We start from the raw sequence: 21,485 nt of genomic DNA on the forward strand, positions 1-21,485 counted from the left end.
TTTTCAAAATATATTATAAAATTCGAATAATGTGTGAAGGAATTTTCAAAAATTCATTGAATATCTTTAAAATACTTAATTTGTTCATTGGAAAAAGTGACTGTGAATGGGAAGGGGCTAATTTATTGATGAATACGGAAATGGCTCGGACCGGGAATCTCCAGCTAATGAAAGAAATTAACCAGGCATTGATATTTAATGCCATTCGGGAGAAAGGGCCTTTGTCCCGTTCCCAATTAGCAAAGGATTTGCGGTTAAGCCCGAGCACGGCAACAGTGATCGTCGATCATTTCATTGCCATTGGTTTCGTAAAAGAAGTAGGTAAGGGAGATTCCAGTGGAGGAAGGAAGCCAATATTGGTCGAGCTGGCAAAGGATGCCGGAATGGTGGTCGCCATAGATCTGGAGCAAAGCCGTGCCGCCATCCTCAATCTGAATGCCGAATTCCTGATCACTAAACCGATTCCTGCCATCAAGCAAGGAGACCTTATCGCGATCCTGCTTGAGGTTATTCACGAAATGGTCCGGAAAATTCAAGGTCCGCGCTTGCTTGGTATTGGCATTGCCGTACCGGGCATCATCGATCCGAATAAGAGCAGGGTCATAACCGCCTCAAGCTTGAATATTAACCACTTGTCGCTGAAAGAGGAGCTGGAGAGGCATTTTCAAGTTCCGACTCTATTGGAGAACGATGCAAATGCAGCCGCCTATGGAGAATTTCTTTATGGCCGAAGCCAGAATGTACAGAATTTTCTTTACCTTCACGTGGGCAAAGCGGTTGGAGCTGGACTGTTTCTCTCAGGTAACTTGTTTACCGGAGGTGCTGGAGGCGCCGGGGAATTCGGGCATATTTCCGTTGACGAATCCGGTCCCCTTTGCCATTGTGGCAACATTGGGTGCCTTGGGAAGCTGATTGGGGCCGAGATGTTGATGGACCAATGGCGTAGCTGGACTGGCAGTGAGGATGTTCCCTCACTAGCGGAGCTCGCTCGGCTTAGCAACGAGGGGGAGTTCCATGCATTACGCTTGATGGATTATGTGGGAGAGATGCTGGGAAGAGGGATTGTGACTCTAGTACATTTGTTTAATCCTTCGTTAATTCTAATAGGAGGTGAGCTTGCATTAAATAACGAGCGTTTGTTCGATCAGGTTAAAAAGCAAGTGAAAACACGCAACATGCGAGTGTTTTCAGAGCACGTACAAATTGAGGAATGTTTGACCCGCTTAAACGCCGGGATTATTGGCGCGGGGTCGCTAGCCTTGAACCATTTTTTTCAAAATGTCAGTTTCGAAATGGGAGACAGAACGGAGAGGGCGCATCATGATTAAAATAGGCTTGGTGGGAGCTGGTACGATGGGCAATACGCACCATCGGGCGTATAGGCAGCTAACTGACGTAACCATTGAAGCGGTTTGCGATGTAGTCACAGAAAAGGCGCAGAAGATTGCTGGCGGATGGAACGCCGATATATACAGCAGTCTGGAGGATTTGTTGAAAAATGCTAACATCGATGCAGTCGATATTTGTCTGCCCACCGATCTTCACCGTGAGGCGGTAGAGCTTGCAGCTGCATATGGCAAGCATGTTTTCTGCGAGAAGCCTATTGCGCTTACAGTGGATGACGCTACGGCCATGATCGAAGCCTGCAAAAAGGCAGATGTGACACTGATGGTGGGTCACGTCGTTCGATTTTTCCCGGAATATCGCTCGGCGAGAGAGCTGCTGCAATCCGAGAGGCTAGGCAAGCCGGGCGTTGTTCGGACGATCCGCTCCGGCGCATTTCCCAAATGGTCAACCTGGTTCGGCGATTATGCGCGAAGCGGGGGACCGATTATCGATCTCGCCATTCATGATATTGACTATTTGCGTTGGTGCTTCGGGCCGGTCCGCCGGGTATTCAGCCGGACGCTCGGCGGGAAACACGAAAAATTCGATCATTCGCTTACGCTGATTCGCTTCGAGAGTGGCGTTATGGCGCACGTAGAAGCAAGCTGGGCTTACCCGCAGGGCGCGCCTTTCCAGACTTCACTGGAGATCGCGGGCACCAAAGGAATGGTTCAATACGATAGAGATAAATCAAATTCCGTCGTTCAGTTCAGCGCCACTACAGCGGCAGCTGGCGTGCCGGATAGCCCGCTCGCGAAAAGCCCTTATGCACTTGAACTGGAACATTTTGTTCACTGCGTAAAGAATAAGGAAGTTCCACTTACCTCAGGCGAGGAAGCTTTGGAGTCGCTTAAGATAGGTCTCGCAGCATTGCACTCCGCACAGAGCAACAAACCGGTCGATTTGGAGGTTGTCAATCGATGAACAAGCTGAGGATCGGAATGATCAGTTTCGCCCATATAGGCCATGCTAATAGCTATGCGGCGGGGCTGCAGACTATTGAAGGCGTAGAAATTACCGGAGTTTTCGATGATGACCCGCAGCGCGGACAAGAAGCTGCCAAACGCTTCAACACAACCTTTTACCCCGACTATAAACAGCTCTTGCAGCAGATCGACGGGGTCGTCATCTCTTCCGAGAATAAAAAGCACTTTCCTTTGGCCATCGCAGCGGCTACAGCGAAAAAGCACATTCTGGTCGAAAAGCCGATCACGACAAATGGGGGGGAGGCCCGTGAGCTGATTGACTTGTGCGCTAAGCAAAATCTCGTGCTGCAAACCGCCTTTCCCGTACGTGAGAACGAATCGGTGAAATTAGTCAAACACCAAATCGACTCCGGAGATATCGGCGATATTGTTGCCATTGCGGCAACGAATCACGGAAAAATGCCGGGAGGCTGGTTTGTCGACAAGGCTCTGTCCGGCGGCGGTGCGGTTCTCGACCATACAGTCCACGTTGTAGACCTAATGAGATGGTTCCTCCAGAGTGAAGTGAGGGAAGTATACGCAGAGGCCGATACTCTCCTGCATGATATCCCGGTCGACGATTGCGGGCTGCTTTCAATGATCTTTGATAACGGCGTAATCGCTACTTTGGATACGAGCTGGTCAAGGCCTGAATCGTTCTCCACTTGGGGCGACGTAACCATGAGGATCATTGGAAAGGAAGGCGCCATTCACTTGGACGCGTTCGCGCAGGCGGGCAGCTTATGGGAAAACGGATCAACCAATTCACATAAAAATGTGAACTGGGGCGATAAGTCCAACACTGCTCTGGTTGCGGAGTTTATCGCCAGCATTCGTGAAAACCGCCAGTCCAGCATCACCGGCTTGGATGGACTGCGTGCCGCCGAGGTGGCATGGTCCGCTTATGAATCTGTCGAGCAAGGCAAGATGATACAGGTAAAGCATTACTGATCTTCCAGCACCCTGATGAAGACAAGGGTACGATATGTTCTATACTGTGCTTTAGGAAGAGGTGAATGTTTTTGCAGGACACTTCATTGCAGCCGCAAAAGGTTGTTCAGCCCAAATCGAGAACGCGGACGATCTTAAAGCCTTACCTTAGAAACTGGGAGCTATATTTGCTCATTTCCCCAGTTCTAGCTTACTTTATCATTTTTGAATATATTCCGATGTACGGTGTTCAAATCGCTTTCAAAAATTTTGTCGCCACCAAAGGAATATGGGGCAGTTCATGGATAGGCATGAGGCATTTCGAGCGCTTCTTCGACAGCTATTTCTTCTGGCGGCTCATTACCAATACGCTGGGAGTTAGCTTATATCAGCTGGTGGTGGGGTTCCCGGTGCCTATCATTCTTGCTTTAATGATTAATGAAGTAAAGCAATCGAGGATATTTTTCAAAAAAATAGTGCAAACGGTTACATATGCGCCGCATTTTCTTTCCACGGTTGTGCTCGTCGGCATAGTCGTTATGTTTCTCGCTCCGGAAACCGGCATGATCAATAAGTTAATCGTGCTTTTCGGAGGACAGCCTATTTCGTTTATTACGGAGCCGGCTTGGTTCAAAACGATTTACGTCGGATCGGGTGTGTGGCAACAAATGGGGTGGAGCTCAATCATTTACCTTGCGGCGCTGGCAGGCATCGATCCTCAGCTTCACGAAGCGGCCAAGGTAGACGGGGCTACGCGGCTGCAGCGCATTTGGCACGTCAATTTGCCGGGGATTATGCCAACGATTGTCATATTGCTGATTCTAAACATGGGATCGATCATGGGTGTTGGCTTCGAAAAAGTTTTTCTCATGCAGAATGATCTTAACTTAGAAAGCTCCGAAGTCATTTCCACTTACGTGTACAAAAGCGGTATCATCCAGGCGCAGTACAGCTTCTCCGCAGCAATCGGCCTTTTTAACTCGATCATCAACTTTATTCTTCTCATACTCGTGAACTTTGCAGCTAAACGAATGAATCAAACCAGCCTATGGTAATGGAGGGGACACCACATGGATAATAGCCGGGGAGACCGGGTGTTCGATACCATTAATACCCTATTGCTTGTACTAATTACCGTTATTGTTTTGTATCCTCTTTTGTTTGTACTAAGCGCGTCCATCAGTGAACCCTCCGTGGTAGCTAGAGGCCAGCTTTGGCTGCTACCCAAGGGTATCAACTTTATCGGTTACGAGCGCGTATTTCAAAATAAGGAGATATTGACCGGGTACATGAATACGATTGTATACACCCTGGTCGGTACGGCGATCAACCTCGTGCTAACGATATGCGCAGCGTATCCTCTATCGAGACCGGACTTCCGTGGACGCTACGTTATTACCGCTATTATCGTATTTACGATTTTTTTCAGCGGCGGATTGATTCCGTCGTATTTGCTGGTGAAAAATCTGGGCATGCTCAACACCATTTGGGCGCTGATTATTCCGAATGCGATTTCGGTATATAACGTGATCATCATGAGGACGTTTTTCCAAAGCAGCATTCCTCACGAGATACAAGAGGCAGCTTCGATAGACGGCTGCAATAATTTCCGGATTTTACTGCGTGTGGTACTGCCGTTGTCTATGCCAATCATTGCGGTCATGATTCTGTTCTACGCGGTCGGACACTGGAATGCGTTCTTTAACGCCTTGATCTATTTATCAGATCGTGCCAAATACCCGCTGCAGCTCATCCTGAGAGAAATATTAATTCAGGGGCAAATGGCGGCCATGATTGATATGGCAGATGATTCACTAGCGAAGAAGCTCATGGAAGTCGAAGTCATCAAGTACGCCGTCGTCGTAATCGCCAATTTGCCAGTGCTTTTGCTATATCCGCTTTTACAAAAGTATTTCGTTAAGGGTGTAATGATAGGAGCCCTTAAAGGATAAATCATGTTTCATTAAAAACAGGGAGGTTTATCTATGAAATCGAAAAAATGGGTATATTTGATCCTGACAACGGCGGTATCCGCCGGACTTGTCACAGGCTGTGGGGACGGCGACGCCGGATCAGGCAATAAGAACTCGTCGGCTCCCGCCGGGAACGACAAGGTTAGTGCTACCGGGTTTCCGATTGTGAAAGAGCCGATTAAGCTGACGATGATGGCCGGTAAAGCTCCAACAACGGCCAACAATTGGAATGAAACAATGCTGTGGCAGGAATACGCCAAAATGACCAACATTCATGTAGACTTCCAGCTCGTACCTTTTGACGCGCTGACGGAGAAGCGAAATTTGATGATGGCAGGCGGCGATTACCCCGATGCGGTTTACCTGGGAAGATTTAACACCGACGATTTAATGAAGTACGGCAGCCAAGGCGCGTTAATCAAACTGAACGACCTGATCGACAAGCATGCGCCTAACTTCAAGAAGATCATGGATCAAAATCCTGAAGTTAAAAAGGCGATCACGATGCCGGACGGCAACATCTACAGCTTCCCGAACATGCTCTCTCCTGATTTCCCGTCTGTTCGTATGGGCGCCAAGCTTTGGCTGAAGAAGGAATGGCTTGATGCATTAGGGATGAAGGAACCGAACACGACCGAGGAATTTTACAACTATCTGAAAGCGGTCAAAAACACCGATTTGAACAAAAACGGCAAGCAGGATGAAGTTCCATTGAGCGCGCCTAAACTGAAGGATATATTTCTCCACTTCAAAGGATACTTCGGCCTTCAAAACCGTGGATCAAGCCATTCTTTCGTCGACATGGGAGAGAACAACCAGCTGCGCTTTATTCCGACAGACGACCGCTATAAGGAACAGCTCACTTATTTCAATAAGCTGTGGAGCGAAGGGTTGATCGATAAGGATATCCTGGTAAACGAAAAGGATCAAAACAAATTTTTCGCCAAAGGGGCCGAAGGCGTGTTTGGCGCAATTCGCGTAAGCAGCCCGTTCACTCTGATGAAGCAAACCGGATATTTCGGCGCTCCTTCACTTGCAGGTCCAAGAGGCGACAAACTGCACTCCGAATTCCGTCCGGCCGTTGCGAATCCAGGCGCGTTCGTAATTACGAACAAAAACAAAAATCCGGAAGCGACCGTTCGTTGGATGGATTACTTCTTCAGCGAAGAAGGCAACAAATTATTCTTCATGGGCTTCAAAGACAAAAGCTACATCGAAAAGCCGGATGGAAACGTCGAATATACGGATGAAATTAACAAGAACCCGCAGGGCTTGACCTTTGAACAGGCTCTTGTCAAATACGTGACTTGGCCGGGCGGCGGTTATCCGGGCATCGTGAGAGAGAAATATTTCAAGGGAGCGGAAAGCTTGCCGGAATCTCTGGAAGCCGCGAAGAAAGTTGCAGCGGAGCTGCCTAAGGAAGTTTGGCCGGCATTCAGCTACACTGACAAAGAAACAGATAGAATGCAGGCGTTGAACACCGATATTACCGCATATGTGGATGAAATGACAACCAAGTTTATTACCGGCGCAGTTCCATTATCCGATTGGAACAAGTTTGTCGATACAATCAAGAAAATGGGTCTCGACGAATATTTGAAGATTTACCAAGCCGCATACGATCGTTACAAAAAGTAATAAAAAAACCAGCTAAGTAAATATCCTATCGTTTCATCCTTTAATCAACCGCTCTCCAATTTGGGAACCGAGAAAAGGGAGCTTCTGGAAGCAGATATCGAAGTGAATGGCACCCTAGTCCGTACTTCACGACAACACATATATATGTGACGGCCACCGCGGATGACGGATTGACCACCAAAGAATATCGAGTTCATTTCACAGAGGAGAAAACAGACTTGCATTTTCCAATTAAAGTGATGTCGTATAACATTCATCACGGTGCCGACCGCGTTTGAAAATTACAGTCTGGAAAGAATTGCCGATGTCATTAGGCAGTCCGGCGCGGAGATCGTCGGACTGCAGGAAGTGGACCGCTATTATTCCAGCCGCAGCAACAACGAAGATACGATTCAAAGATTGTCCGATATGCTTGGGATGCAGTTCGCGTACGGGGCTAATCTGGACCGTCCGCCGTCACAACCGGGGCAGCCTCGAAGACAATATGGCACAGCTGTTTTGAGCAAGTACCCCATCGTGCAGAATCAAAACTACTGGCTTACGAGCTATGGCCAGGAGCAGCGCGGGGTGCTCGAGACGACCATTGACATTCAAGGGGTTCAGCTAAGCTTCTATTCCACTCATATGGGGCTGGATGTCGTTCAGCGCAATACCCATGCGAATGAAATCTTAGCCATTATGGCGAAGCGAAGCGGGCCGAAAATTCTCGTGGGGGACTTCAACGCGAGACCGTATGTTCCGGAAATGACCAAATTCACGAAGGAACTTCAGAATCAATTCGCAGACCAACCAAACGCGTTTACCTTTGATTCGATCAACCCGTACACCACGATTGATTATATTTTGGCTTCCAGCGACGTAATGCTCGGCGAACGCGAGAATGCCCGCGTTATTCAGACGCAAGCATCCGACCACTTCCCGATCATCAGCAACTTGTATTTGGAACGGCAGTTGTGACAGCTTACGCTGGACAGGACCGATTGAAGACTGAATCGTTTCATTACAATCCTCATTTGGGTCCACCGAGGACAATTTCCTTTTATCCAGATGGTGATTATTATCTCTTTATAAATAAAGATTTCTTATGGGGTTATTTAGGGCATCCATGGGAACAAACAATAAGTATCTTTGGCGGAGATCTAATTCATCAGTTTGAAATTAATAGGCCAAAATTGTTTGGCGAAGTAGTGATTAGGGGATTATGCTAAACGGAGAACGATAGCGCAAAAAACACACCACGACGAGGCTGCCGAAATAATGGGCAGCTTTGTTGCGCTAACGGGCAGGATGCTGTCAAAGTTTTACGAATTTTAAAACAAGGAGAATGAGAGGCGGAGGTGATATGTTTGACTGAGGATTTTTATTGCGATGAGGTATTAAGTGGTCGTACTTCTGTACAAAAGGTATTGGAGACGGATAACGTTCTTGCATATCATCACACTCGGCCTTTTTATCCCGTTCACATTGTTACGATTCCTAAGAAGCATATCTCATCACTTCTTACACTGGAAGAACGCGACAATGAACTCTTAATTGAGTTGATTGACGTCGTTAAAAAGGTGGCATCGCAGGTGCTGTCTGAGCATGGAGCATGTAGGGTGCTGACTAATTTGGGGAAATACCAAGACTCAAAACATCTTCATTTTCATGTATTTTACGGCGAGCCTTTATGCTAATCGTATTTGTCTTGCTCGATGAACTATCGTCTACTGGATGATGCCATAAAGCATAAATCCGACTGGCTATACATCAGTGGGCATTGGCTGACTGAGTTACCTAAACGAATCCGCGATCTTACAGAGATGCGGGATCTTGAAATTTTTGAGCAGGATCTTTATCGTCTACCAGAGGGGTTGTTCGAGTTAAGAAAGCTTGAACGCTTAAGCATCCTGACGGCTGATTTGGAGAGTATTCCTGCATCCATTGCCAGGCTCAAGAATCTGAGGCAGCTTTGCATCCAGTGTGCGAGCTCGGATCGGCCGACTCCCGGGTGGCGGGCCAAGCCGAAAGAAGAGATCAGCCTAAACCGCATCCCACCGGAGATTGGGGAGCTGGAGCAACTGCAGCAGCTTACGATTCAATACACCTCGATCCATGAACTACCGCTCGAGTTAGAGAGGCTTAAGAACCTGCGAATCTTGGACTTAGGAATGTGTATGATCAGTCAAAAACCCGATTTCCTCAATGGTATGAAGCAATTGAAATACATAAATATTTCAAAGGATTCGTTATGGGAAACGATTGAATCAGAACAATAGCTTAACTAACGGGCAAATGCATTAAGCTAAACCGAGGGACGGAGAACGATAGTGTAGGAGCTTGCCTTGCGGCAGCTCTTTTTTTGTTCAGCGTGCCCAGAGGCACGCATTATCTAGTTGGTGCAAGTCCAACCACGGGAGGGACCAAGCCACCCTTGTAGCTAGGATGCTTGCGTATGGCGAAATCTGTGCGTAAAAGCGCATCGACAAAAGTACTTGTCAGAGGCAGGGCGAGCAACATACTAGGCCGTAACATCAAGTGAATCCTGCCGCATCGTCAAAGAGGCCTCGCAAGAGGGACAAGAGGAAGCTGAGTCTCGTGAACATAGACGAAGGCCAAGGAAGCTGCGTAGATCTTGGAACAGCAGTGAAGAATCCTCCGGTGTAAAGGGATCGGCATGGTATGAAAGATAATGCAGTGAACTGGGGAGACCCTACCCTGCACGTTTTTTTTTTAGAAACCGTAAAGAGACACTCTATAAGCTCGAAAAGCGAAGTGAGCCGTCTGTAGGAAGGGAGTCCGAGGGGCTCATAGTACCAAAGAACCGAAGGACAACATAACCTTCGGGAGGGAAGGAGCCCTGCTTTGTTTATGCTTTTTAAGGAGGTACGAGTGAGTGAATGCCAATCGGCTAACGACACCAAAGGAAAAAGTTCAACAACTCCGAGAAAAGCTAGGTCATGCAGCCGAGGAAAACAAGAAACGTAAGTTCCACTCCTTGTACGACAAGGTTCACAGATGGGACGTTCTATGCGAAGCATGGAAAAGAGTGCGTGCTAACAAAGGCGCGGCTGGTATTGATGCCGTTACTCTTGCAGACATCGAAAAGCACGGGGAGATTTCGTTCATCAAGGAATGTCAGCGTGAGCTACAAGAAGGTACATACCATCCTGATCCAGTGAGACGTCGATACATTCCTAAAAAGGATGGAAAACAAAGACCGCTCGGAATACCGACGGTTCGAGACCGAGTCGTACAAATGGCAACAAAACTAATGATTGAACCCATCTTTGAAGCGGATTTTCATGAAACATCCTTCGGATTTCGCCCGAAACGTGGTGCAAAGGGAGCACTAGACCGAATCCGTAAAGCCTGCAACCGTAAAGGGAATTGGGTGGTCGACATCGATATCCAAGGCTACTTCGACAACATTAACCAAGACAAGCTAATGAAACTGGTGCAAATGCGCATCAATGACAGGCGGATATTGAAGTTAATTAGGAAGTGGCTACAAGCGGGAGTTATGGAAGAAGGATCGGTAAGACGCTCCGACTTAGGCATACCACAAGGTGGCGTCATCTCGCCGTTACTGGCAAATATCTACCTCAACTACTTCGACCAAATGTGGGAGAAACATGGAAAAGGAGTAGGTGAGTTGACACGGTACGCAGACGACATGGTTGTAGTTTGCAAGACGAAGAAAGAAGCGGACCATGCGTACAAACTCATCGTTACAATTATGGAGCGTTTAGAACTCACCTTACACCCCACCAAAACACGCATAGTAGGCTTGTGGATAGGAGACGAAGGATTCGACTTTCTAGGCATGCACCATCGGAAAACAAAAGCAGAAACATCCCAAGGCAACGTGTATTTCACAACGCAACAGTGGTTAACGAAAAAGGCAGAAGAACGCATACGGGAAGTGGTTAAAGAAAGACTTGCACCACCGAGTTCACGTTCACGCTCTTTTGAGGAACAGGTAGGATGGCTCAATCCTAAAATTCAAGGATGGAGAAATTACTACCACACGACCTACAGCCATAGGAAATTAGCGAAGTTGGACTGGTACATACTGCAAAGGTTAACCCGTTGGTATGCTAAGAAAAGACAAAGAAATAGATGGATAGGTTCATTTCAAGAAGTTAAATATATTGCCAGACAAATGGGGCTTAAACCATTGTTGTAATCCGCATGCTCATGATTGAAGAACATCGGAAAGCCGTATGAGGGAAAACTTCATGTACGGTTTGATGAGGAGGGGCTGAATATTCAGCCCTTTACTCTAGTTCAAGTAACGGGCGGGAGACCGGAAGCGGCATACGCTGGTAGGCAAGTGTGGTAGGGGATGAAGATAACCGGAAAAACGTATAGCAGCTTGCAAAGGGCGAATACAGAGCATGGCGGGATAACCACCGTTGCTCTGTATTTTTTATGCCATCGAATCCACTTAGAAACCACACTGTATGATACAAACCGTCTGCGCGGTGAAACAGATCGGAGCGCATAAGGCAGCGAAGATGCCGCATGCAGCCCGGCAATTGTTTCCAATCTGAACACATCTTGCTCTGCAATCGGGATCGGCAGCGCCTCTGCGTCTACGTGGAATCAGCTTCTTTAGTTCACGCTCAAGCTTCGTGAATAGTCTCTTCAGGGCAAACTCAAGCGATTTGTCGATGGAGATCTTCAACGTTGTGCCGTCTTTGAATCGTACTTTTTTCGTACCCGTGCAAGAGCACCCGTTTTGACAGCCGCAATGAAATTTAATGGGAACGATGGCTTTTTTATTAATGAATCCTCTAGCGGTGAGCTTGCCGTTCTTATCTTGGAGAAGGATGTTGGCGTCGGAGACGCCCTTCACTGGTTTGCCGAAGGAAGCGGTGAGTCTGCTGCTTGTGCGCGTCAGCGATTGGATTTTGATCGTTGCGAGGTTGCATGCATTCTGCGTGATGTTCAGGAAGAAGTCCGAGACGCCGCGGCTGGCATTCGTGACCAATTCGATGTTCGCGCTTAAAATGCCTGCTTGCTTGGATCTCAAGCTTGCCGTTGCGAAAAGGGTGGTCGTTCCGTTGACTGTGCGTAACAGTCCGGGCATAGCTATCACTCCCTCAATACGAATAATGTGTGATCTCCCACAACATATTCGGAACCGATAGACTTGGAGTGGGGGAATAACTAGAGGGGCCAGTAAATTAAGCCTTCTTGGCTGTTTCCGGATGTGAAATTTCGACGACATAGGTATTTGTCCACTCCGAACACTCCTTTAGCACTTTGATGGTGTATACACCATCAAAGTGCTAAAGGAGCATGATCATGCCGGGTTTATTTCGAACGATCGGTGGAACGACTTCCATGACGGCCGCAGCTAGCTTGAAGTACAAAGAGGCGGGCATTTTAAGCGCAACGTTGGGACTGGTGGTTAATCAACAGCGCGGCGTGTTTGATTTTCTGCTGAACATTACGCAAAACGCATGCAACTTGGCCACGATTAAGCTTCGGTCGCTGAACCCTACGCAGAGCAGGCTCACCGCTTCCTTTGGCAAGCAAGTCAAAGGGATAACCAATGCGAATATACATCAGTGGGCATTCGGCTGACTGAGTTACCTGAATGAATCCGCGATCTTACAGAGATGCGGGATCTTGAAATTTTTGAGCATGATCTTTATCGTCTACCGGAGGGGTTGTACGAGTTAAGAAAGCTTGAACGAAAGCATCCTTGTCCAAACATGGAGTTACTCATAGATAAGGTAAATTCCGATAGGAAAGAAATATTGAAAAATTTAATGACATTTTATTTACACGACTTATCCGAATTCAGTAGATTTGCAATTAGTCAGGCACAAACCAACACTCCAGCCGTAAAATTTTTGTCTATGTAGCATATGGAGTAGTTCCTTATGAAAAAGAAGAAATTGAGGATGGAATAAAGGTAGTATATCAATACTTCAAAACACATTCATCATTCAACTAACGGAGAACGATAGCAATAAAACAGCGGCAGTCTAGACTTTATTTTCTCATCCATGCTGCAGCTGTTTCTTTTATTGGGGTCAGTCTAATACTTATTTTTACGAAGTCTGACGAGATTGTAATTCGAAAAGACGCGTGGGATCAACTCATCCAGTCTAAATACTTTATTTTCTTTCAACACCAACTTAGGCAGTTTCGATGACACCCCATAAAGGGTTTTAGGAATAGACGTGGCAAACCCGCTTCTATAGGAGTTGGATGTTGATGGTAAGAAGCCCCGATTTCAACTTGTGCTATAAGTAAATGGGGGAGGTTCACTATGATCGAAGTGTTGGTTATTGTATTATGGATAATAGAACGACTTGCCTCAATAGGATATAGAAGCCTTTATGGAATTCGAGGTGTTAGATGGCAAGTTCACTCATTAAATAGGAGGATTACATGGCCTGGAGCAAATTGAAACAACTTCTGGAAAGCTTTCTCTGTCCTGCGCTATATGGAAGGTTTGAATACCGCGCAACCAGCTACCGTTATTTACCTGATAAAGCAGGACTTTGTTATATTGCGGTAGATAAAAAGAACGTACTCAATATGAGTGATATAACTACCTTAATCAGATGGTATCATACGGAGCTGGAAATAAAGAATGATCCAGATATCCAAATTCCTATCAACAATGAAGAAATTGAAGCTGTCAGAAAAGATACCAAGGGGATAGTTCCGGAGGATCGTCTCAAAGTAATTGCAAGAAATAGAAAAATATCAGAATATGCAAAGGAGCTTTTATTAGAACAGTCAGCATTAAGTAAATCTAATTTTATTGTTGTAGCAAATAAGTTTTTATCTATTTCTATAGAGGAAAGCCTAGAGAGCAATGATATCTTATTGAATATTTTAGCTTTGGTGGACAGAAGAGTTGGAAAAAAGCGAATTTTAAACATGACCGAGAAGATGAAGTTAAAGCATCCAATTGTGCAGTATTTTTATGAGCTACGGCTTAGCACGTTATGAATGTTAATAAATAGTGTTTATTATCAAAATGCGACAGTTACATGCTGGAATTTAATATTTATCCCCCAACCCCCTAAACGCTACTACATCGAAACAACAAAAATATATCATAATTCACTATTCGGTATTAACATTTTCTAGTCCTAAAACCGACGGGCTACGGCAAAACGACTCTACTAAGTGAATCATACAAGTGAATACACACATGGGGAGAGTGGGTCATTTCACTCTTTTTTTTTGAGTTTGACGCGGAAAGGAGTAGTTGTCGGAAATTAAAGTAAATAGATGTATCTGTTTATGAAGCAATCATAATGTATCAATACACTCGTGCATTCCCATTCGGTTTGCACTGAACTGATGGCATGGAATGAGCAATTGGAAAGCGGGAATTAAAAATACAACAAGAGTGTCATCACTATTTATACCGATTCATTATGTTAACGGGCAGGATAATGGATAACAATCTGCCTAAATTACATTAATATTATTTTGAAACAATATCTCAATATATTCGTCTAATTAGAAATTGATCAATAAAGAATCGAGCAGTAGAAAAGGAAGATAAGGGGAAAAAATGAAACTAAAATCTAGTATATTACTTTTTTGTACTCTAAGTTTGTTACTTACAGGATGTTATGAAGGCAAAGTTGATGCAATTAATGAACCAAACGAAATTATCAAGACTACAGCATTGGATCAGCAAGTTACTGTAAAACCAGTAGAAAAGCCCTTAACGCTGGATGCAGAATTTTTGGAAAACGTTAAAAAAGGATATATTCCAGGAATAGAGTTTGGGCTAACTACCAATTTAGACAATATAAAATCCAAATGGGGAGAACCGCAAGAGAGAAGAATATTGGGCTTTGAACCTAATGACAAGGCTTACCGTTGGAAAAATTACCAGTACCATTACCTAAAGCTGGACAATCAAAATGAACGAGCGTATAGAATGGAAATATCTGGGAATGTATTACCATATTCACTAACAGATGTAATTAATATGCTCGGTAAACCGAATACAGACAAATTAGATACTGACGGGAACCATTATATTGTTTATCTTATCGGTTACAATACATTATCATTTCACGCGGAAACAAAAACATCTTCTATAAAATATGCTTCACTTAACATAAACCAGCCCGAAATAGACTTTGAAAAGTATCAGAAAGAAAAACTGTAGCTGTACATTAAACAGCGCAATGACTTAAAATTTTATTAAGAAGCAGATTCTATTTTTTCAGACACAACATCTACTTTTTAAATAAAACGTTTTTTCACTGATTTTATAAAATATAGTAAACCGTTTTTACAATGACGATTGTGGTACTGACAGGTGGTATAACCGACGAGACAGCTGTATTTAAAGCAGAAGTATAAAAAGAGGTCTGGGGGTTTTCTATGAAACTCTCCCAGCCACTTACTTTTAAATGAAATTAGTAAAAAGAAAAGATGTAAACCATACAAAGTATTGGCTTACTCTTTTTTTAATTGAATCCTGTAAAACAGTTTAAATCATCTTCACTCCGTGGCGCTCAAATGCTGCAGCTTCTAGAATTGACATCCCTTGACTCTCGGCAACTTGAGCCAGTTTGTCCGAAACTTGCGGTGCAAAATGCTTCGCAGGAGCAGCATAAGACATTTCCCTTGCGCGCGCAGAGTTTCTGCGTTGGAACGGTCCCCAGATAGCAAAGGTTTTGCCCGGGCTTTGAATATTGACAAAAAGAGTGTTTCCGTCAGGTGAGAAGATAGGTCCTGCCAATTCAGATCCACTTAGACGGTTGTGGGCAAAAGGATAGATTTTGCCTTCTGGTGTAATCCCCATAATTCGATCATCACCTGAACCATCTTCTGCAAACCAAAGGTCGCCCCACGGAGTCATGCAAATATTATCTGGATATTCCATGTCATTTGCATCCCTTCCCTCATAGAAAAGCTCCAAGGTATTGGTTGCTGGGAAATAGCGGTAAACGCGTCCAAGTTTTTTGTCACCGGCAGAGGTGTCATCGAACCAGAAGACACCCGCTTGGAAGAACGCTCCCTCTAGTCTACTGAATTCAATACAGCCTTGTGCCTTGGCATCCTCGCGGCAGAGATGAGGATCTAGTTCCTTCCAAACAATCTGAAATTTTTGTCCTGTTTTAAATGTGCTTGCTGCTGGATCAGTTACCGCTTCAATCGCTGCCGCATAAAGCTTTCCGCCTTTTTGTAACGCACCCGGATTTTGGCTCTTGTCATTTGGGATAAAACGGTATAGGTAACTTGGGCTAGCATCCTCGGTTAAGTATACAAATCCTGTCGCTGGGTCAATCGCGCAGGCTTCATGAGAAAAGCGTCCCATATCCTTGATTGGGGTTCTGGACATTTCGTTCTCCGGCTGCTGCGGGTCCACTTCGAATACGTATCCATGTGTCGCGGAACGTGTTTCTTCACAAGTCAGCCAGGTACCCCAAGGTGTCGCTCCTCCGGCACAATTTCGGATTGTACCTGAAGAGGTTACATATTCTTTGATGACTTCTCGATTTGGACCAACAACTATAGCTGTTGTACCACCTATAGCGGCAGGATTATAAGGGTTGATTCCAACTACCGGATTGGCTCCGCTTGTCCCTAATTCATGATTGCGAACAAGAATGGTTGTATTGTTAGGTCCTTCAAAAGCTGCCATTCCATCAAAGGCTCCAGGGATTTTTTCGCCGTTTGTCAGCTGACCACCCTCTTCGGAAATAATTTTGTAATGAAAACCCTCTGGAAGATCAAGAATACCGTTTGGATCCGGTACTAAAGGACCATACCCGCCAAAGCCGCTGGTTGGATTATTGGTTGTATCCGCAGATGTTTTTGAACCGAGTGCTAATACTCCAGTCGATCCAAGGGTAAGAGCAAGTGTGCCCATTCCTCCCGCTTTTAAGAAATCTCTCCTATTCATGCCATTATTAGATGTTTGACTACTCATAAAGTACATGTCTCCTCACCAATAATTTTTTAAATCTAGTAATAGTTTAAATGGCAATTGTTAAAGAAAAACCTGAGTTTTGTAAAACTCCAGTAATCAATCAGTTAAGAAAATGTAAAAAAGAAATTTTGGAAAGTAAATGCCCTACTAGAAGAGCAACCCTTATAAAAAAATGTTGAAAGCTACCCAAGAACACTCGTCCCTATCAAATTTACTAAACCGAGAATTCAAACAAGATATCCCAGGTAAGGTACTACTTACTGACATTACTTATTTATATTGCGGAAAGGGACAAAAGACTTATTTGTCCACTATTAAGGATAGTTCAACGAATGAAATATTGGCTTATAACGTTTCAAATGGACATACGCTAGATTTAGCTACGGATACATTGATAGAATTAAAGAAAAATAGACGATTAAAGTTTGCAGAAGGAGCCTTTATTCATTCAGATCAAGGAGTACACTATACTAGTCCCACTTTTCAGCGGCACGTAAAAAACTAGGGCTAGGACAATCAATGTCAACCAAGAGGAAACTTTTGGGATAACGCTCTACAAGAGTCTTTTTGGCCATTTTAAAGATGAGGCATAATAAAACCGTGTAATTCTTTAGAAGAACTCAAAACGGAAATATGAACTACTATAACAATTTCAGATGTATCCATTAAGGTAAATGGTTGAACTAACGGAAACTATAGTTCAATAAAAGAGCAATTTTATAGAAGTGAAGGTGAGTGTTTGAAAAAAATATTGAGTTTAGAAATACTTCTGTACTTCTTGCTATAACAATTAGAATTAGCTCAAGTACCTGTTGAAACTCTGATCTCTTTCCCATTGTTGAGTGCTGAATATACCATGGAAAAAGAAAGAAAGGATGATAATCTTGAATGATCTTGCTCATTTTATATTGTTTGTAACTTTTGGGATCATGCAGAACGAAAGTTCAATCAATAAGGGCTGCCAAGAGGTGGCTCTTTGCTCCGCTAACGAGCAGAATTCTTAAAGAAGGTAGATGGAAATATTTATTGAAATTATATGTAACTTAAATGAAAAGAGGGGCTTTAATGGTCTTATTACAGTATGAAGATTGGCAACCGCATTGGCAAAAGTTATTTGAAAAACTTGATAAGGAAAGCTATAGTAATTTGACCACTGATGAAAGAATTTGGTACAACGTAAGAGGTGTCATTGATAGTATCAGCGACGGTGGAATCATTAGTTTTTATTACAATTCTGGTGCTGATACAATGGAAGATACATTGGAAGACCTGTATAAAATTAACGCCTCACAAGTAGTTGACCAATTAAAAAAAGTGAATTTATTATTTCCAAATGGCAAAACACCCCAAAATATTGATGAAAGAAATGAAGTAATTAATTCATGGAATGATGGAGAACACGATCACTTATTTGAATTATTTGAAACGCTAGACAATCAGTTCTATAACGAACTCAGTGAGGACTTGGAAACGAAGTTAAAAACTGTTGTAAAACGAATTATACAAACTTGACCATTCAACTAACGGAAACGATAGCTCCATAACATCAAGACGAGGCTGCTGCGGGATTAAAACGGCAGCCTCGTTGAAGTTACGGGAGAATGTTTTAATAAACAGAAACTTTCCGTTGTCCAGTTTTTTTCTGCGATGTATTCTAAAGGTATCCTTTAGAAAGCGAGTGATTATCGTGAAAAATATTAAATATGTTGGCAACGCAATTATTTTTGAGGTGCGGAAGGGATAATCACTAGCAGTGTTCTCTTCCGTGCAAAGCCCAAATTACGGAGGGAGAGCATATATGTCTTTCAGTAATTACGGTGAACTATGCACAGAGGTCTATGACCTAACCAAGAAAATTGGGCAATCATTAGGCGGAGACATTGAGTATTATCGCGAAAAGCTTAAGCATTGCAATGGGCGCATTCTGGAGGCCATGGTTGGCTCTGGACGTGTGATCATTCCTCTTCTTGAATTGGGCTTGATTGTAGACGGCGTGGATTATTCCCCGCAAATGTTGGCTTCATGCCGAAGTCGTTGTGAAGAACGCGGACTAACTCCCAACTTATATGAGGCAAACTTACAAGAACTTTCTTTGCCGCACAAGTATGAGGCAATCATCATTCCCGCGGGCTCATTTTTGTTGATTGAACAACGGGAAGAGTCGTTGCAGGTTTTACACCGATTGTACGATCATTTGGAATCAGGCGGGCAGTTGATCCTCGATTTGTTCTTGCCAGACAACAAATACAACAATTCCGAGCTTGGAAGATGGGGAGGATTCGTAACATACCACTTGCCTAACGGTGATATAATCACGATGGAAAGCAAGTGCATTGAAGCTGATTTATTCTTTAATCAATACCGAGTAAGTTACTTGAAATATAAAAAGTGGCGTAATGGGACATTAGTCCAAACGGAACTGCAGCGTTTTGCATTGCGCTGGTATGGAGTTGAGGAATTTAAATACGTCCTTGAGAGCGTTGGGTTTTCAAATGTAATCGTTTTCGCAGATTTTGACGATGAAAAAAAGCCGACCGGCGGTAATCAGAGATTTATCTATCAAGCTGTTAAATCATAATTAAGAAAGCCCCCTGTACAAGATGGTCAAAGACCCCAAATTGTAGACAATGAAAAAAAGCCCTATGCTGCAAGCTGGCGCCGATATTCTATCGGTGTCAGCTTGTTTAGCTAACTGTAATCCTTGATCGCTATGAACGATCACTCCAGTCACGTCTTTGTGTTGTTTAAAGGCCTTGTCAAACGTCTTTAACACTAACTCGTTGTCGTTACGATGGCTGATGTGAAATGCGACTATGTCGTTGCCGTATAGATCCTTGATGGCCGACAAATATAGTCGCTGATCTCCCACACGGTACGGTGTGACGTCGGTAACCCATTTGTCATTCGGCTTACCTGCCGTGAAATCTCTATTTAACAAGTTTTTAAAGTATGCATATTTATATCATTTACTTACCAAAAGGAGAGTGCTTGTGCGTATAAATAAGGAAGTAAAAAAAGCCTATATCGATTAGGCTTTTTAACTTATTATCCTATACGTCAATCTCCTGATACATCTGAATGAAATGAAATAATTGAAATTGGAGATCAATTACAGAAAGTAAGTATTAATATTTTAGGATAAAGGTAAAGTTTTTGCAGCTTATTTAGTCTAAGTGGTTTGGGATTGTATGGAAGATTGCCCGTTCCGAGAAAGTTTTCGGGCATATTTCCTAACCCAAGGAATAACCCAGTAATCCCCGCCGAAGCGACCCGCGTTCATCCCCGCTGCCAAGAGGAAAAATTGGATGAGGATCAGGTTCGGATTGAGGCTAATCGTCCCGGCAAACAAAAAATTGAAGTTCATGAAGATGCCCATGAATGCCGCGAACGTGGTGAGAGTACCTGTGATCAAGCCAAGACCAACGAGAAACTCGCCCCATGGGATCAGGAAATTAAAAACATCCACATTCGTCAGGGTGAAATCTTGAAGGAAGTCCCCGTACCATTGTTGAACAATAGGCTTTTCTCCACCCGCTTTGGCAATCGCTCCCTTCATAAATCCGGAAGCATCGAACGGCTTGTCGCTGGATAATTTTCCCCACCCGGCTGAGATGAATTTCCATCCCACATACAGCCGTAACACAGTCAAGAGTCCTGCCGCCGTCATACTGTTTCGCAACCAATTCATCATGAAAAATCCCTCCAAAATACGTATTTGGTCATCATTATTCGACCAGAAAAGAATTGTGCACTGTTTGCAACTTTGTTAAACCACTCCCCCTATGTTTCCCTATGGAATAACTTTAAACATAGGTACACATTTTTGCATTAGGGAAACTTTTGATGATTTTAATATACGCTGAAGAAAGGTTTTTGTAAACCGAAATTTACTCGCGGCAACTCCTATTTTTGTTCATTCAAGTAACGGGCAAGTTTAACGCAACTTTCTGACTGCTGGAGGAGTCAATAAAGATGTTAAGAAATAGAGATCATCAGAGCAGGTGGATAATTTGAAACGTTTACTCTCCCTGATAATGGCTTTTACAATGGTCTTCTTTTTTTCAAATGAACAAGATGTTAAAGCTTTGTCGTGCGTTGATGTGGGAAGTCCCCAAGCAGCTTTAGAAATGTTTGGTGGAGCTGTTTACGGTGAAGTTAAGCAAATAAAGGTGGACTTGAAGCAAGAGGGGTTTTCGGGGACAAAAGAGAAAATTAGATATATTTTAGTTGAAGTTGAACGAAGTTGGATTACTGAAGTTGATTCGCAAATTATTGTAGCAACTGATTACACCTGGGGCTATGAATTCAAGGAAGGGAATAAATACTTAATATACATTAGCGAAGTGGATGGCGAATTAAGCAGCAGTTCGTGCAGCACGACAATTGAAATAAGGCAACCCTACGCAAGTAACTGAACTGTTCGGTGAAGGATTACGACCAATACTACAAGTAAACGTAGAACACAAGATGTGGTTTATGTTTGAACAGGATATTGATGTGTACATTGTTGTAGTTGCATTAGTGTTCGTAGTGATCGCTGTCCGTTTCATGAGAGCAAGTAAGAAAAAAGGTTAAGGGTACGAATAGCAAACATTGCGCTAACGGGTACGATGCTTCATAAACAAATTGTAAAAGAAGAAAGCGGCGGGATATTTCCAGCCGCTTCTTTGTACATAA

At 43.9% G+C, this 21,485-nt stretch carries 21 protein-coding genes and 1 pseudogene; 18 read left to right on the forward strand and 4 right to left on the reverse strand.

Annotation, left to right across the window (positions count from 1 at the left end; translation table 11 throughout):
• Positions 1-128: 128 nt before the first annotated feature.
• The 11 genes from QFZ80_RS14540 to ltrA all read left to right on the forward strand — a co-directional run bounded on the left by QFZ80_RS14540 (position 129) and on the right by ltrA (position 11,060).
• Positions 129-1,328, forward strand: coding sequence for an ROK family transcriptional regulator (locus tag QFZ80_RS14540; RefSeq protein ID WP_307559572.1), 1,200 nt, complete (start codon positions 129-131; stop codon positions 1,326-1,328).
• On the forward strand, positions 1,321-2,310 hold the full coding sequence (locus tag QFZ80_RS14545) for a Gfo/Idh/MocA family protein (protein ID WP_307559574.1): 990 nt from the start codon (positions 1,321-1,323) through the stop codon (positions 2,308-2,310). The genes QFZ80_RS14540 and QFZ80_RS14545 overlap by 8 nt, the downstream gene beginning before the upstream one ends.
• Positions 2,307-3,302, forward strand: a complete 996-nt coding sequence (locus QFZ80_RS14550; protein ID WP_307559577.1) for a Gfo/Idh/MocA family protein — start codon at positions 2,307-2,309, stop codon at positions 3,300-3,302. Before QFZ80_RS14545 ends, QFZ80_RS14550 begins: the two co-directional genes overlap by 4 nt.
• 65 nt (positions 3,303-3,367) lie before the next feature.
• Complete coding sequence (locus QFZ80_RS14555; RefSeq protein WP_307559579.1) at positions 3,368-4,336, forward strand: ABC transporter permease; 969 nt, start codon at positions 3,368-3,370, stop codon at positions 4,334-4,336.
• A gap of 15 nt (positions 4,337-4,351) precedes the next feature.
• Complete coding sequence (locus QFZ80_RS14560; RefSeq protein WP_307545960.1) at positions 4,352-5,233, forward strand: carbohydrate ABC transporter permease; 882 nt, start codon at positions 4,352-4,354, stop codon at positions 5,231-5,233.
• Between the two features lie 33 nt (positions 5,234-5,266).
• A complete protein-coding gene (locus QFZ80_RS14565) occupies positions 5,267-6,892 on the forward strand; it encodes an extracellular solute-binding protein (protein ID WP_307559581.1) in 1,626 nt (541 codons plus the stop codon).
• Positions 6,893-7,153: 261 nt separating this feature from the next.
• Positions 7,154-7,849: an endonuclease/exonuclease/phosphatase family protein gene (locus QFZ80_RS14570; protein WP_307559583.1), complete on the forward strand. Its 696-nt coding sequence runs from the start codon at positions 7,154-7,156 to the stop codon at positions 7,847-7,849.
• Positions 7,846-8,100, forward strand: a complete 255-nt coding sequence (locus QFZ80_RS14575) for a DUF2716 domain-containing protein (protein WP_307559585.1) — start codon at positions 7,846-7,848, stop codon at positions 8,098-8,100. The genes QFZ80_RS14570 and QFZ80_RS14575 overlap by 4 nt, the downstream gene beginning before the upstream one ends.
• Positions 8,101-8,238: 138 nt before the next feature.
• Positions 8,239-8,568, forward strand: a complete 330-nt coding sequence (locus tag QFZ80_RS14580; RefSeq protein WP_307559587.1) for an HIT domain-containing protein — start codon at positions 8,239-8,241, stop codon at positions 8,566-8,568.
• Between the two features lie 18 nt (positions 8,569-8,586).
• On the forward strand, positions 8,587-9,150 hold the full coding sequence (locus tag QFZ80_RS14585) for a leucine-rich repeat domain-containing protein (protein ID WP_307559589.1): 564 nt from the start codon (positions 8,587-8,589) through the stop codon (positions 9,148-9,150).
• Between the two features lie 617 nt (positions 9,151-9,767).
• Positions 9,768-11,060: a group II intron reverse transcriptase/maturase gene (gene ltrA / locus QFZ80_RS14590; protein WP_307559591.1), complete on the forward strand. Its 1,293-nt coding sequence runs from the start codon at positions 9,768-9,770 to the stop codon at positions 11,058-11,060.
• Positions 11,061-11,321: 261 nt separating this feature from the next.
• Here the strand turns inward: ltrA and QFZ80_RS14595 are convergent, their stop codons facing one another.
• The gene (locus tag QFZ80_RS14595) at positions 11,322-11,966 is read right to left on the reverse strand and encodes a hypothetical protein (RefSeq protein WP_307545955.1); all 645 of its coding nucleotides are present in this window, start codon (positions 11,964-11,966) and stop codon (positions 11,322-11,324) included.
• A 218-nt stretch (positions 11,967-12,184) separates the two neighbouring features.
• Here QFZ80_RS14595 and QFZ80_RS14600 point away from each other — a divergent pair, with 218 nt between their 5' ends.
• The 3 genes from QFZ80_RS14600 to QFZ80_RS14610 all read left to right on the forward strand — a co-directional run bounded on the left by QFZ80_RS14600 (position 12,185) and on the right by QFZ80_RS14610 (position 15,035).
• Positions 12,185-12,466 (forward strand): hypothetical protein, encoded by a 282-nt coding sequence (locus QFZ80_RS14600; RefSeq protein ID WP_307545954.1) that lies wholly within the window; start codon positions 12,185-12,187, stop codon positions 12,464-12,466.
• A gap of 816 nt (positions 12,467-13,282) precedes the next feature.
• Positions 13,283-13,852, forward strand: coding sequence for an SF0329 family protein (locus tag QFZ80_RS14605; protein WP_307559593.1), 570 nt, complete (start codon positions 13,283-13,285; stop codon positions 13,850-13,852).
• Positions 13,853-14,426: 574 nt separating this feature from the next.
• Positions 14,427-15,035 carry a DUF4309 domain-containing protein gene (locus QFZ80_RS14610; protein WP_307545953.1) on the forward strand — a complete coding sequence of 203 codons (609 nt, stop codon included), beginning with the start codon at positions 14,427-14,429 and terminating at the stop codon, positions 15,033-15,035.
• Positions 15,036-15,362: 327 nt separating this feature from the next.
• Here QFZ80_RS14610 and QFZ80_RS14615 read toward each other — a convergent pair whose 3' ends face one another.
• Complete coding sequence (locus tag QFZ80_RS14615; protein ID WP_307559595.1) at positions 15,363-16,808, reverse strand: alkaline phosphatase PhoX; 1,446 nt, start codon at positions 16,806-16,808, stop codon at positions 15,363-15,365.
• Between the two features lie 151 nt (positions 16,809-16,959).
• Here QFZ80_RS14615 and QFZ80_RS38995 point away from each other — a divergent pair.
• The 3 genes and pseudogenes from QFZ80_RS38995 to QFZ80_RS14625 all read left to right on the forward strand — a co-directional run.
• Positions 16,960-17,477: pseudogene (locus QFZ80_RS38995) on the forward strand (DDE-type integrase/transposase/recombinase); the annotation flags it as partial.
• Between the two features lie 396 nt (positions 17,478-17,873).
• On the forward strand, positions 17,874-18,320 hold the full coding sequence (locus QFZ80_RS14620) for a DMP19 family protein (protein ID WP_307545951.1): 447 nt from the start codon (positions 17,874-17,876) through the stop codon (positions 18,318-18,320).
• Between the two features lie 286 nt (positions 18,321-18,606).
• Positions 18,607-19,386: a class I SAM-dependent methyltransferase gene (locus tag QFZ80_RS14625; RefSeq protein ID WP_307559598.1), complete on the forward strand. Its 780-nt coding sequence runs from the start codon at positions 18,607-18,609 to the stop codon at positions 19,384-19,386.
• Here the strand turns inward: QFZ80_RS14625 and QFZ80_RS14630 are convergent, their stop codons facing one another.
• Both QFZ80_RS14630 and QFZ80_RS14635 read right to left on the reverse strand, forming a co-directional pair.
• Positions 19,387-19,746, reverse strand: a complete 360-nt coding sequence (locus QFZ80_RS14630) for a DDE-type integrase/transposase/recombinase (protein WP_307545949.1) — start codon at positions 19,744-19,746, stop codon at positions 19,387-19,389.
• A gap of 231 nt (positions 19,747-19,977) precedes the next feature.
• Positions 19,978-20,499 carry a DoxX family protein gene (locus QFZ80_RS14635; protein ID WP_307545948.1) on the reverse strand — a complete coding sequence of 174 codons (522 nt, stop codon included), beginning with the start codon at positions 20,497-20,499 and terminating at the stop codon, positions 19,978-19,980.
• 319 nt (positions 20,500-20,818) lie between these two features.
• Here QFZ80_RS14635 and QFZ80_RS14640 point away from each other — a divergent pair, with 319 nt between their 5' ends.
• On the forward strand, positions 20,819-21,223 hold the full coding sequence (locus QFZ80_RS14640; protein ID WP_307545947.1) for a hypothetical protein: 405 nt from the start codon (positions 20,819-20,821) through the stop codon (positions 21,221-21,223).
• Positions 21,224-21,485 lie beyond the last annotated feature (262 nt).

The sequence above is a fragment of the Paenibacillus sp. V4I7 genome, from assembly GCF_030817275.1.
Classification (GTDB): Bacteria; Bacillota; Bacilli; order Paenibacillales; family NBRC-103111; genus Paenibacillus_E.